The following is a 13,189-nucleotide window of genomic DNA, read 5'->3' as shown; positions in this document are numbered from 1 at the left end:
CATGAACAGTTCTAACGAGACTACAGTCCACGAAGACAAAACATTTAATAGCATCAATTATGCAGAAAAGAGACTGGAGAACCGAGAATTTATCAAATGTGAATTTGTAAACTGTGATTTCTCCAAGAGTGATTTAAGCCATAATGATTTTATGGATTGTCATTTTAAACAATGCAATTTCTCACTTACTGTGGTTACAGGTACCGGATTTAAGGATGTTACTTTTACCGGCTGTAAAATACTGGGAATTGATTTTTCTAAATGCAATAAGTTTCTATTTTCTTTTAATTTTGAGCGGAGCCATCTGGATTATTCAACTTTTTATGGCACAAAACTTAAGAAAACAAACTTCACGGAATGTTCACTTAAAGAAACTGATTTTGAAGAATGCGATTTAACCTCAAGCGTATTCCATAACTGTGATCTTTCAGGCGCAACATTTGTCAAATCCGTTCTAGAGAAAACAGACTTCCGTACGGCAAAGAACTTTAGCCTTGATCCGGCTATCAATAAAGTAAAACAGGCGAAATTTTCCGCATTGAATCTTTCTGGCCTGCTTTACCAATACAACCTAGATATTGATTATCATGGTGAATAATATGCGTCAAATTATTTAATGGCAACAGTATGGTTAAGCTTGTTGTAACCTGTTAAAGCTTCCCATACATCTTTATTCGCCAAGCGGATGCTGTACTCGGGCCTATCAGCAATACTTGCATACTCATCTGGCAGGTGAAGCAACATTTCATATTCACCTGTTGCAAATTCGGAAGGTATTTTTATACTTTCCTCTACCTTAAAACTTCCCGAATACCATCTCCTTACATCGGTAGCAAGAGCAAAGGAGTTCAAGTCGCCATTTGCCTTATTCCGTAGCACCAGTTTTATTGTTCTTTTATTGTAAGGCGATGCATACCCAACGTTTTTAACATTGAGTACTACATTTAAGCTTGTGCCTTTCACAGCATTATCAGGTAAAACTGCAGATTGCAAGACAAAGCGATAGCCCAGGTTTTTTTTAATATTATCCATACAACCTCCAGTTTGCCAGTCATTATTTACTGCAGTATTATAATGAGCATTCAGATAGCTAAAGTGCATGGCTGCAAGTTCTTCCTGGGTTTTACCGGCTGGCTCACAATCGTTAAGACTATAGTCATCCGAACAGGTTTCTCCACCAACAACAACATATCGGCTGTCGGCCTTCGTATAATCCCTTAAAGTATTTAAAACCATACCGTCTGATGCTCTTGGTGTACTGCTATTTCCATAATCCTCATAGGTCCCAAAGTCATTAGCACTGGCAAGGAAACAATCATTATGAAAACCGATACGAGATTCATCTGACATCGTGAATGCCATAAGCTCAGCAAGTGGTGCTGAAGAAAGTGCTGAGTTTACGCCGAACAAAAAGCGTTGCTTAAATTGTGGGTAGCGAACCTGAACCATTCTATCGGCTGGCACCGCAGCAAGTAAGGCCTTCAATACCTCTACCCTGTCTCGCCAGTTCTGATCTGTTAGTTTACTCTCCTGTCCACCATTCATAGAGGCATCACCAAAGAAATCAGTATAATAATTCTCTCCCCAGGTACCAATAAATCCAAGCTGTATACAAGCTATCACATCTGCATTCTCTGTAAGTACAGGTTTAAGCTGTGCAATATGGCTCAAAACAACAGACTTAGCGGCATCTCCATAAGTTGGGCAAATAAATCCTTCCGGACAGTTACCCGGACGCGCAGTAGCAGTATACACAAAACGCGGAATCAGTTTCACTCCTGCTGCTCTTGCAGCAGCCATATCTTTTTTAATATTATTCAGAAACGATTCTGAGATGCTAGTGGTGGTTACATTGTCTAGAATATAATACCTGAAAACGAGCGTGCTATATATTTTGTAATTTGCTGTAGAAACATCCTGTAAGGAGCGATAAGTTATAAGTGTTTCTACATCAAGTACGGTATAGCTACTTGCAGCGGTTTCTGAGTAACGGTAAAATCCCCGTTCAGGATTAGGAAAATCTTCGGTACTTTCTGAGTAAGTTACATTCACCTTCTCTACCTTAACCAAACTTTCGTTTTCCTCTTTACAGGAACTAAAAAACAGAAGGATAACAGTAGAAAAAATTAAAACGCTAAGGGTCAATTTTATATTCATGATGATTTTCTTCTAAATGAATTTGTTTAAAGCTTGAAAAAGATATTACGCTTGTACAGCCAGTAACAAAGTGCCCATTCAACCAGAAGCGTACTTAAAGCGGTCACTACAGCACTAACATCGGTCGGTAATCCAAACAACATTGCTAAAATATCTCCTGTAAAAATTCCGACTACACCATTCAGCCATTGCACACCAATAGTTTCGAAAAATATATAGATAAATATGGCATTCATTCCCATTACAGCGCATATCCACACGTATTTTGTACATTGCTTTACGTCAACTAACCAGTACACCGCAGCCAGCATAATTAACACCCAACCACCTGATGCAAACACAAAAGAGCTAGTGCTTATTCTTTTTATAATTGGGGTAACCTGTAAAGCATCTAGCCCGAATCCAATCATTAGAGCAAGCAAGCCAAACCCGATCAGCACCTTTATTTTATAAGATGCTGATCGCGCTGAAATTAAAAGTTTTCCTGCAAGCACACCCCAAATTGTATGCGCTGTAGTCGGTATTGCATTTATGGCCACCCAACCATCTGGATTGATCTTACCCATGAGTAGTGTATCTGCATACGATCCAAAATTATGACCTTCTACAAATGGCTGATCAAAACCTGGCATCAGTATCAAACGGTACATTGTTTCCGTAAGCAGCAGTAATGCCACGGAACTGATGATTTGCCAGTTGTACGATCTGCCAATCATCAGGTAGGCAAGCAAAGTGGTAAAAGCCAATTGAGTAAGCACATTCCAAAGTTCCCAGACTGGCTTCCCTGCATACACACAGTGAAGTCCAACACCAAAAAGGAAAAGCTTAAAACTCCTGATTACGATATGACTCCAATTCTTTTCCCAGGTACTCCCCTTCTCCAATTTGCGGCTATAGGAGATATACATGGCCGCTCCTGCCATAAACATAAATGCCGGTTGTACCAAATCCCAAAATCGCAATCCATGCCATGGATGATGAAAAAACTGCTCAATAAGAATTGCCGCGGGCTGTACCGGATTAAGACCTTTGAGGGCTCCATATAGATGGCAACTCTCTGCACAAAGCAAAAACATGATTAATCCTCTCATCACATCAAGAGATACCACACGTCCGGCAACAAATTGAGTTGCTGTATTTTTAGCCATAAGAAATTATTTTAAAAACTACTCACTCATATCAAGCAGGAATGCCGAAGCTCCTGCATCAGGAATACTGCCAAGGGTTACCGACCAATCACTTTTTGTGGCCATAATTCCAATTCGCATTCCAGTGCCTGTTAGCCCCTTCAGCTTTCCACGGGCAATACGCATTTCAAACCTCAAAACACCAGCGGTTTCTGTAACAGTACCTACGTTATAAGCCTCTGAAATGGACTGTTGAGCAAAGCTAAAGCTATTTTGTGCACCATTATGGTAAAAGATGTCTACACCTGAGCTCAACAGTTGTCCCTCCAGCAGAATATCAAACCCACCATCCGCATAGGCACTTAATAAACCCGTGCCAGCACTATTGTCTGAGTCAATATAGAAATCGAAGATATCGCCATTGGCTCTTTTAGAATTCATCTCTATATATACGTAAATAAAATTGCCATCGTAATCAAATTTAGCTGATCGGAAAATACCTCCTTCCGGACCGGCAGTAAGGATATTGGTAGTCACTTTATCCCAGTCACTCAAGGTATTGTCATCAAGCTTAACAGGTGAAGTTTTAGCAATTCTGATAACGGTAGAGGCCTCCGTTACACTTCCATTTATTGTTGCATAAAGTGTTGTTACGTATTTACCTTTACCTGCATACTCGTGTACAGGATTGGCATCAGTAGAAGAACCTCCATCGCCAAAGTCCCACCTGTATGATGAAATACCTGTTGTTACTGTTTTAAAGGCAACCTGATTACCATCCACTGTAAGGTCATAAAGCAAATCCGTCAGTTTTGGGGTATTATCCTTTTTACAGGAGTATAATATGGTAACCGCTGTGATCATGATCAGCAATCGGAATATGTTATTTTTTAAATTCTTCATATCAATAAAATATTTATAATCGACATTTTAATATTGGATTATTGATTTTGAGTAGCAAGCGTATTACTCAGCACTTCATCTATAGGCACAAAATAAATGATCCTGGGATTAGTGTAGTTCACAGACAGGTCAGCATAACCAGTTGGTGTCTTACTCAAATCAATATCTGTTTCTTTTAATCCGGCCAGGTGATAACCCCAATAAGCTTTACTCATAGCTCTCTTATTGCGATAAATATCGTAGGTTCTATGCCCTTCAAAAGCCATTTCTATACGTTTCTCTTCCAGAACAACGTCTAATGCCGAATACCCTGATGGCAATGTTTTATTGTATAAAGAATTCTCCAGTCCGCGATTTTTACGGATCAGATCTACGTCGTCAAGAGCGGCGCCAGTATTGCTTAACTTAGCTTCTGCCTCTGCTCTATTCAAATACATTTCTGATAAACGGAACATGATTGGGGAGCTTAGATTTGGAAGGCCACCCTGGAAAGAAAACTTGCTTATATAATATACTTCGATGCCATTTTTCTTCTGAATAATTCCATTGCCATCTTTCAGCGGGACGATGTAAGACCAACGAACATCTTCAGGATGTTTTGACATCACATTCCTCAAAGAAGAAGAAGCATACTCCTCGCCCCATCCCGAATTCCCGTCGGAATAGATCATCGATGCGATAGATCCAAATTTACCATAATCGTCAACTGGGGTAAAGGCAATACAAAAAATCGTTTCGGTACTTGTTTGCGCATTGGCAAATAAGGAAGGATAGGCCGCAGCAGTCGCAAGACTGAACCGTTTAGAATTGATCACCATATTGGCATATTCAATGGCTTTCTGATTATCTTCTTTGTACAAGTTCACTCGTGATAACAATGCCCAGGCGGCTTCTTTTGATGCATATTGCACTGTTCTCGGCTGGGTCATTAAAGAAGCAGCCTTCTCCGCATCGGCAATAACAGCAGCATATACTTCTGCAACCGTAGACCTCTTCTTTTTAGATGGATCAGTAAGGTTTGTACGCAGGATAACCCCATCAGCATTAGGATCAACGCTATAAGGTTTACCAAACAACCTGACCAGGTTAAAATGACAAAACGCTCTTAGAAAATAACATTCGCCAAGCAGTTGCAGCTTTGCCGGATCCTGTGTTCCCGACTTTTCTACAGCTTCAATTACCGTATTGACACCAGTAATTATTTTGTAAGACACATACCAAAAATACCTGGTGTTGCCTTGCGAGGGTGAATGACCAAGACTAAAGCTATAAAACAGAGGGTCGGTAGTGACTTGTCCGCATACAATATCATCACTGGCAAAGTCAGACAAATGATAAAACTGACGCAAATACATATTGTTTTGATCTATTGTACCGTTAAATGTAATATGATCTTTAAACAAAGCATAAGCACCATTTAAAGCATTGGTTAAGCCGTCAGTAGTAGTAATCAGTGTTTCCGTACTAATGGCATCACTTGGTGCAACATCAAGATTTTTGCAGCTGTTCCCAAAGATAAGTAGGAGAACAATTATGGAGAATAAATACTTTTTCATATGCTTAAAAGTTGAAGTTAGCGGTAAATAAATATTGCCTGTTATTTGGATATTTGAAGTCTGATACCCCTGGCGTTATAAAACTTCCTGAACTAATCGTTGTTTGTGGATCCTGACCTAAGAAATTCGAAAATGTAGCCACATTATCAGCCGTAACTCCTAAGGTGATTGCTTTAAAGTGCAGTTTCTTTACCAACGACGCAGGCAAGGCATAGCTAAATGAAATATTTCTGATTGTAAAATAACTGCCGTTTTTAAGATAACGGGTAGATGTTTCTGTAGAATTTGCTGAATTCTGAGGGCTTGGCTCAGTAGCATCAGTATCACCAGGACCAGACCAGATCTTAGCGCCATCCGGTAGTCTGATCTGGTTATAATAAGGTTCGTGTCCATCGTTCATCATAAAACGAAGGTTGTTGCTAAACACTTTATTGCCATAGTTAAAGTAAGTACTTACACGTAAATTGAAACCTTTAAAACTCAAACTATTATTGAAACCACCCTGATACTTGGGCAACGCCGATCCTGATTCCTGAGTAGTAGCTTCCGCATAATTTAGTGTTTTCTCACTCGCAACCGCTTTGCCTTCTTCATTATAAATCAGCTTTTCCCAGACAGGTGCTCCGGTCTGACTATCTATTCCAAGCCATTTAGGCATATAAAATTCGTAAAGATTACCTCCATTGCGATAAATCTGGGAAATGCTCCACGATCCTGTCTTCACAATGTCTGCCGGTAAACCATATAATTTATTGCTGTTAAAGTTTATTGTAAAATCTGTAGTCCATTCGAAATCCGTTGTTTTTATGTTTGTAGTATTAATTCCTAATTCGATCCCTTTGTTAATTACATTTCCGGCATTTTCCCATTTCGTTTCAAAGCCAACAGACAAAGGCTGCGAAACTTGCAGAAGCAGATCTTTAGTATTGTTACGATACACATCAACGGTAACGTTAACTCTTTTAAATAAGCCGATATCAATACCAGCATTAATTTGATGCTTACTTTCCCAGGTTAGATTAGGACTCGCGAGCTGATAAGGCACAGCTCCGGTTAATGAATTGTATTGAGTGGTTAAAGAATACAGACCAAGATACCTCGATGAACCAATATCCTGCGTTCCCGTAATACCATAACTTAACCTTAGCTTTAAATTATCAATGAGGGTACTGTTTTTCAAGAAATCTTCATTACTTGCCAACCAGGCCCCTGACACTGAAGGAAAGGAAGCGTACCTATTTCCTTCCGGAAAAGCAGAGGAGCCATCAATACGAAACGAGCCTGATAAAAAGTAGCGGCTTTTATAATTATAGTTAACCTGCGATAATCCAGACTGCAGGTAACTTTTATCGGTAAATCCATTTACAAGTTGGTTGTTAGATACAACATTAAGTACCTTCAGTCCTTCTGGCAAACCTTTACCCGAAGCTCCAGAGTATTCTGTTTGTCCAGCTTCCAGGGCTATCCCCGCCAATCCTGTAATAGAGTGATCACCAAATTGAAAATTAAACTTAAATAGGTTATTGGAGATAACACCATAATTCAGCGTATTCAACTCATCAATAAAACCAGTACCATGATAAGTGCCTGCTACAATTGGAGAGAAATAATTTTTCCCTTTATTAAAACCCGCAGAGCCTCTGTTTGTACTAGAAAAAGTTAACCACCTGTTAATGTTATAGTTTAATCCAAAGTCATAATTTACATCAAACCCTTTGTAAGGATGTTCAGAATTCTTCACCGTATGGATTGGATTGATTTTATCTCGCGACCACCATTTAAAGGCCGAATTCCCATCTACATATATAGGCGTGCCATTTTCATCATATGGATTGTCCCAAGGCAGATTTAAAAAGGAATAATACACATCGTTGTAATCATAACTTTTACCCATTGATGCACTCAGGTTGATGTTATTGGTAATACTTAATTTCTTAGAGAATGTGTATGTTGAATTAGCGCGGAGGTTAATGCGCTGAAAACCTGTGTTCAAAAATGTTCCCTTTTCATTATAGTAAGATGCACCTACATAATAATTATTCTTTTCTGTACTTCCACTGGCCGACAGGTAAAATGCATTAACGGGAGCAGGTTTAAAGGATTCTTTTGACCAGTCATAATCCTGATTCAAGAGTGATAACGGGCGTTCACTATAAAATTTAATCAGATCTATCTTGTATGAATTATCTGTTGCACCAACAATATAATCCCGGTAAAATTCTTTTTGGGAGTCATACAGTTCAGCACTGTTCATCACATCCAGTTTACCAAAATCAGCTGTCCTAAATCCTGATGTAGCTTTAAACTCAAAGTTGGTTTCTCCGGATGTAGCTCGTTTTGTATTTATAATAATAACGCCTGCATTTGCCTGAGAGCCGTACAAAGCCGTAGCTCCGGCATCTTTAAGCACCGTAATTGATGCAACATCATTAGGATCATAATTCCCTCCAATAATCCCATCTACAACTGTAAGCGGACTTTGGTTGGCATTCACGGAAGATACCCCTCTTAATCTTATTTCAGGAACAGCACCCGGTGCACCGGAACTGTTTACTACTTGCAAACCTGCCACTTTACCCTGGAGCATCGTGCCTATATTATTAGCCGTTACATCTTTTAATTTCACTGATGAGACAACAGCAACAGCACTTGTCAGTTCATTCTGCTTCTTACTATCGTAACCAACAACGATGACATTGTTTAGCTGACCAACATCCTCCATTAGTGTTATAACTAATTGTTGATTTTTAACAACCTCTACTTCTTTGCGGATGTAACCTATAAATGAAACAATCAATGTTGCAGGCTCCTGTACATCTTTTAAAAGGAAAATCCCTTCATCGTTTGTACTTACAACCTTACCCTCTCCTTTTACACTTACTGATGCTCCTGGAAGAGGCTTTCCTTTATTATCTACCACTTTTCCCGTGATATCAGCTCTAACTGGCAAAGCTGTTATTTGTTGAAACGTAGGCCTTGCCAACGATTTGATAAGAATTACTTTCTGATCTATCTTATATGTCAATTGCAAATCCTTCAACAAAGATTGCAATACAGTTTCTAACTCTACATTATTAAATTCGGCATTAATTAAAAGATTTCCATTGACGTTCTGATCTGAATACAGCACTTTATATCCGGTCTGTTTTTTGATTTCTTGAAAAACCTGACGTAGTGCAACCTGTCGTTTATTATAACTAAATCGCTGCGCAAAACTGGTTGCACTTACTTGCAGTAAACAGCTGGTCATTATAATTATGATCAAGTTAATTCTCATTAGTAATTTTCTTTTATCGGCTGTAGCAAATTGCCGGACAACCGAATTCATAACTGATAAAAATTCTGGAGGTAGCCATTGGCATGGCACACCTAGGTTAAAAGTATATAATTTCATACCTTTGAAGCTTGGGTTAATACGTTAAACTGATCTGGAATTTGTTTTTTATGGTTAACTCAGATATTGCTATGGAAGTGCTGAAACACTTTCATAGCTTTTTTCTTAAAAACCTGCGCGGAAATATCAGCTTGCTTTGCCTTTGATTCTTTTCATTTTGGTTTTGTTTAGTTGTTGATTGTTGGTTAGGTTATTTTACTTTTATCGTCTTGCCTTCTATGGCAAAGCGCACATTACTGGTTTCTTCAAGCATCCTCAATATGACGGATACATTTTCAAATCGGGAGACGGAGCCACTAAAAGTAGGGACATCCAGTGGCGAACCGAGATTGCGTACATAGACAATATCTACATTATACCATCTCGATACCTTCCTTAAAATATCGGTTAGCGGGTCTTTATTAAAAACGAACTCCCCATTTTTCCAATCTACCGCATCACTGGCATTTACAGCTTTTACATTAAGCTTACCTCCTATAAATACTGATTGCTCTCCTGGAACCAGAACAACATTATTATTCACCTTTACAGATCCTTCTAACAATGTAGTTTTAACTCCATTCTCGTCGTCATATGCATTTACATTAAAATGAGTACCAAGAACTTTAACTTCCTGACCTGAACTACGTACCAGGAATGGATGGTTTTTATCCTTTGCTACTTCAAAATAAGCTTCCCCGGTTAATTCAACAATTCGCTCTTCTTTTGAAGAGAAATTAACAAGGTATTTTAAAGAGGAGGCTGAGTTGAGCCAGACCTTAGTTCCATCAGGAAGGTTTAACTGATATTGTCCACCTTTGGGTGTTTCAATACGATTATAATAATCGTTTTTTCCTATTGCTTTTTGATTAGCAATCGTATAAACAAGTTGTCCACTCGATGTTTTGGTAATTTGTATACCGGCCTGTGTAGCTATTGTACCGCTAGATGCATCGGTTAAACTAATCTTTTTGCCATTTGCCAAAGTTAAATAAGCCTTATTTCCTCCAGCAGAAATATCCTGAAATAATACTTGTGCAATTTTATTACCATCTGATGTACCATCGTGATAAAAATACAGTACAGTACAGAAAGCTAAAATCAAACAGGCAGCCGCAGCAACTGCTGGCCATAAAAAGCGTCTTCCTGGGCTTTCTGCTTTTCTTTTCTTCTGAATTTCGTGCCACATTTCAGAGCTAAGCGCATCCAGGTCCGTTTCAGAAAACTCGGAATCATCATCCTGGTGAAGTTGGTGCAACCAGTATTTGGCAATCTGCTGTTCTTCAGCCGTTCCATTTCCTGAACTCACTTTATCTAATATGGCTTGTATGTCTTTTTGCATGGTCTTTTATTCCCGGTTTAACCCTTATTAAAGACTAAGACGATTCAAAAGAAGCCATTAGGTACAACGACAAAAAAAAGATTTAAAATAAATCAAAAACCGACAGTTACGAATAAAACTATAATACCAAGTTTAACTTTAAGGTGTTTTAGTGCGCGCTTCATTTGGGTTGAAACGGTATGTTCTGAAAGGCTGAGTTCCGTAGCAATCTCTTTAGTACTTAGAAAGTATTTCTTCTTCAAGGTATAGATCTCACGCATTTTGGGAGGCATCGTTAATATTTCCTTTTCTATTAGCAGTGCAATATCTTTTTCACGGATTAAATAATCTGTGTCCTCATTACTTATCTCAACATAATGTTTTCCGCTATCCACATATTTTCTAATGATACCCTTATGCTTAACCACATCAAAAATTCGATTAAGTACCGATTTATAAAGGTAACCAGACAAGGTTGTGTTTAAAGAGAAATCTTTGCGGCTATTCCACAACCAAGTAAATACATCCTGAACAAGGTCTTTTGCTTCTTCCCTATTCCGTAATTTCTTATAAGCATAGATCAAAAGAAGTTTATCATAACGCAGATAGATCTCCTTAAAAGCAGCATCATCGTCATCTTTTAATAAGAGGACAAGCTCCTGGTCAAAGCATGTGCTGTAATTGATCATAAATCCTTATCCCCTTTTCGAATCCGAGTTCGTTTTAAACTCAATATTAATAAATTAATTTGAAAAGAATTGATAAGCGACGAAAAATCGTGCTTACCAATTCTGTGGACGCTAAGGGGAGCGAAATTTAATTTGGTGTTTCCGCTTTATTCTTGAAGAGAATTATAGTTATAAGGAATATAATTTTGCCATTTCCAAGGGGTATATTTATCGGCAATGGCTATTTCAAGTATATCCTTAAAAATACTTTCTCCATTATCACTATTGCTCATTATAACTATGCCGGTGCCGGTTTCAGGAAAAACAATACAATAATGCTGAAATCCGTCACCGTGGCCTTCCTTAAAGGCACCCCAGCCATAAGGCGATTTAAGTAAACCCCAACCTAGTCCATAACTTAAGGATATCCCGTCGTTAGCACTGGTGTCTTTTTGAGACAATGGCCCAAATTGGGTAACAGACCGCAAACGGAACTGTGGGCGGAACATCTCTTGTTGTGATTGCTTCTTAAGTGCATGGCCTTGCAGTAATGTTTCTACAAATTTAGAATAGTCATCAAGTGTTGTTTCAAGAGTACTTGGAGAACGTGCCTCATTATCTTTGTCTTTCTCATATGCTTTGCCCTCCTGGTTATATCCAAGTGCATAATCGGTTTCAAATCGCGGTAACCAGGTATAAGCAGAGTTCTTCATATTAAAAGGGACAAATATTTTTTCCGTCATAAGTTGCGCTAAAGATTTTTGAGTAATTTTCTCAATTATTGTTTGCAAATAAACCATTCCTTCGCCCGAATAACTATATCTGCTGCCAGGCATAAACGCAACCCGTAACTTTTGGTCGGAATTATCCCATCGCCAATTTGGAAATCCAGTAGTATGATCCAGACACATTCTAGCAGTGATACGCTTATAAAGCGTATCTGTTTTAAGATCGTTATAATTATCCTGCCATTTGGTTTTTTGAGGATATTCGTAGATGGGTTTTGGTAAATAATCCTGTAGTGGCTTGTCCAGATCGATTACTCCTTCTTCTACCAGTTTTAACACCAATACTGTAAATACGGTTTTACTTAAAGATGCACCGTAAATGCTCATAGAAGGGTGTAACTTCACCGCGGCATCATTGCCAATACCAAACCCCTCCTTATAGACTACTTTATTTTTATTGAAAATTGCCAGCTCAAGTCCTTTAACTTTGGCCTTGTCCATTAAGAATAAAATTTTGTTTCGAAGTGAATCAACACTAATCGAGGTTCCATCAATCTTTTTAATCTGCTGAGCCTTTAAAACTGGACTGCTAATAAAAAGCAGAAAGGCTATCATTGCCGGATATGACTTATTCATAAGCTATTATTTATTCAAAAGTATATGTTCTATGCTTCCTTTTGTCTCCTAACAATGACATTTGTTACAAGTTTATTTTTTAATGTTCATGTTCCCCTTCATGCACTGGGTGCAATTCGAATTTTAAATCCAAATCGTTAGCCCCCGCAAACTTTGAGGCAAAATTGATATCATTCCAGTTCGCTGCCGTGATGCTGGCCTTTACTCCCGGATTAAGGTGGCGAAGTACATAACGGAAGGTAAAGCCTGTTTCTGTATGCTCATCAACCGTTAAATATCCCATTACTCCAACATTTATTTTCTTATTCTCCTTATCCCTATCGGCATAAACATAAGTTAAAATGCCATCGGGTGCACCTAATATAAATGCCTGATGGATGTTGTGTTTTTCTAGAAATTCCTGCTGCATTTCACGATTCGCAAAATCAAATGATTTAAGTGTTAGTTTGTAGGTTTTACCTTCTGTAAGATGGAGGTGTGTACCTATAGGAGGCAAGCCTTTACTATCAAAAGTTATAATGGTTGGCTTTGCTTCGGCAATAGGGTTATAATGATAATGATCCCCATGTTCCTCGCGTTCAACTTCAAGAAAAGTAAGTTCTGCTTTGCCAATCTCTTCTTCCGGCACTTCTGGCTTGGGATCCTTCTTACAGGCATTAAATGTGAGTGCGATAAGCGCTACTAAAATTGCTAATGAGTAATTGCGTAATTTGTTCATAA

Annotated in this window: 10 protein-coding genes; 1 reads left to right on the top strand and 9 read right to left on the bottom strand. The window is 38.5% G+C overall.

The features are described from left to right. The first annotated feature begins 1 nt into the window (after window position 1). Complete coding sequence (locus AC1DDK_RS11725; protein WP_288878781.1) at window positions 2-598, top strand: pentapeptide repeat-containing protein; 597 nt, start codon at window positions 2-4, stop codon at window positions 596-598. A gap of 11 nt (window positions 599-609) precedes the next feature. Here AC1DDK_RS11725 and AC1DDK_RS11720 read toward each other — a convergent pair whose 3' ends face one another. From AC1DDK_RS11720 to AC1DDK_RS11680, 9 genes are all read right to left on the bottom strand, one after another. Then, window positions 610-2,157: a DUF4832 domain-containing protein gene (locus AC1DDK_RS11720; protein WP_172659666.1), complete on the bottom strand. Its 1,548-nt coding sequence runs from the start codon at window positions 2,155-2,157 to the stop codon at window positions 610-612. Window positions 2,158-2,183: 26 nt separating this feature from the next. Beyond that, the gene (locus tag AC1DDK_RS11715; RefSeq protein WP_337716516.1) at window positions 2,184-3,305 is read right to left on the bottom strand and encodes an acyltransferase family protein; all 1,122 of its coding nucleotides are present in this window, start codon (window positions 3,303-3,305) and stop codon (window positions 2,184-2,186) included. Between the two features lie 18 nt (window positions 3,306-3,323). After that, a complete protein-coding gene (locus AC1DDK_RS11710) occupies window positions 3,324-4,187 on the bottom strand; it encodes a PKD domain-containing protein (RefSeq protein WP_337716513.1) in 864 nt (287 codons plus the stop codon). 38 nt (window positions 4,188-4,225) lie between these two features. Next, the gene (locus tag AC1DDK_RS11705; RefSeq protein WP_337716511.1) at window positions 4,226-5,743 is read right to left on the bottom strand and encodes a RagB/SusD family nutrient uptake outer membrane protein; all 1,518 of its coding nucleotides are present in this window, start codon (window positions 5,741-5,743) and stop codon (window positions 4,226-4,228) included. 4 nt (window positions 5,744-5,747) lie between these two features. Beyond that, complete coding sequence (locus tag AC1DDK_RS11700) at window positions 5,748-8,993, bottom strand: SusC/RagA family TonB-linked outer membrane protein (RefSeq protein ID WP_288878775.1); 3,246 nt, start codon at window positions 8,991-8,993, stop codon at window positions 5,748-5,750. Window positions 8,994-9,327: 334 nt separating this feature from the next. Then, window positions 9,328-10,458, bottom strand: a complete 1,131-nt coding sequence (locus tag AC1DDK_RS11695; RefSeq protein ID WP_288878774.1) for a FecR family protein — start codon at window positions 10,456-10,458, stop codon at window positions 9,328-9,330. A 92-nt stretch (window positions 10,459-10,550) separates the two neighbouring features. Beyond that, the gene (locus AC1DDK_RS11690) at window positions 10,551-11,126 is read right to left on the bottom strand and encodes an RNA polymerase sigma-70 factor (protein WP_172659660.1); all 576 of its coding nucleotides are present in this window, start codon (window positions 11,124-11,126) and stop codon (window positions 10,551-10,553) included. A 146-nt stretch (window positions 11,127-11,272) separates the two neighbouring features. Continuing rightward, a complete protein-coding gene (locus AC1DDK_RS11685) occupies window positions 11,273-12,469 on the bottom strand; it encodes a serine hydrolase domain-containing protein (RefSeq protein WP_288878773.1) in 1,197 nt (398 codons plus the stop codon). Window positions 12,470-12,548: 79 nt separating this feature from the next. Further along, complete coding sequence (locus AC1DDK_RS11680) at window positions 12,549-13,187, bottom strand: hypothetical protein (RefSeq protein WP_172659658.1); 639 nt, start codon at window positions 13,185-13,187, stop codon at window positions 12,549-12,551. Window positions 13,188-13,189: the final 2 nt, after the last annotated feature.

The sequence above is a fragment of the Pedobacter sp. 05T44 genome, from assembly GCF_056395985.1.
The sequence above is the reverse complement of the archived record's forward strand: the minus strand, read 5'-3'. Positions and strand labels throughout refer to the sequence as shown.

What these genes read in the sequence shown, in the direction of transcription:
- AC1DDK_RS11725 (WP_288878781.1), top strand. Translation starts at nt 2, where the DNA reads ATGAACAGTTCTAACGAGACTACAGTCCACGAAGACAAAACATTTAAT.
- AC1DDK_RS11720 (WP_172659666.1), bottom strand. Translation starts at nt 2,157, where the DNA reads ATGAATATAAAATTGACCCTTAGCGTTTTAATTTTTTCTACTGTTATC.
- AC1DDK_RS11715 (WP_337716516.1), bottom strand. Translation starts at nt 3,305, where the DNA reads ATGGCTAAAAATACAGCAACTCAATTTGTTGCCGGACGTGTGGTATCT.
- AC1DDK_RS11710 (WP_337716513.1), bottom strand. Translation starts at nt 4,187, where the DNA reads ATGAAGAATTTAAAAAATAACATATTCCGATTGCTGATCATGATCACA.
- AC1DDK_RS11705 (WP_337716511.1), bottom strand. Translation starts at nt 5,743, where the DNA reads ATGAAAAAGTATTTATTCTCCATAATTGTTCTCCTACTTATCTTTGGG.
- AC1DDK_RS11700 (WP_288878775.1), bottom strand. Translation starts at nt 8,993, where the DNA reads ATGACCAGCTGTTTACTGCAAGTAAGTGCAACCAGTTTTGCGCAGCGA.
- AC1DDK_RS11695 (WP_288878774.1), bottom strand. Translation starts at nt 10,458, where the DNA reads ATGCAAAAAGACATACAAGCCATATTAGATAAAGTGAGTTCAGGAAAT.
- AC1DDK_RS11690 (WP_172659660.1), bottom strand. Translation starts at nt 11,126, where the DNA reads ATGATCAATTACAGCACATGCTTTGACCAGGAGCTTGTCCTCTTATTA.
- AC1DDK_RS11685 (WP_288878773.1), bottom strand. Translation starts at nt 12,469, where the DNA reads ATGAATAAGTCATATCCGGCAATGATAGCCTTTCTGCTTTTTATTAGC.
- AC1DDK_RS11680 (WP_172659658.1), bottom strand. Translation starts at nt 13,187, where the DNA reads ATGAACAAATTACGCAATTACTCATTAGCAATTTTAGTAGCGCTTATC.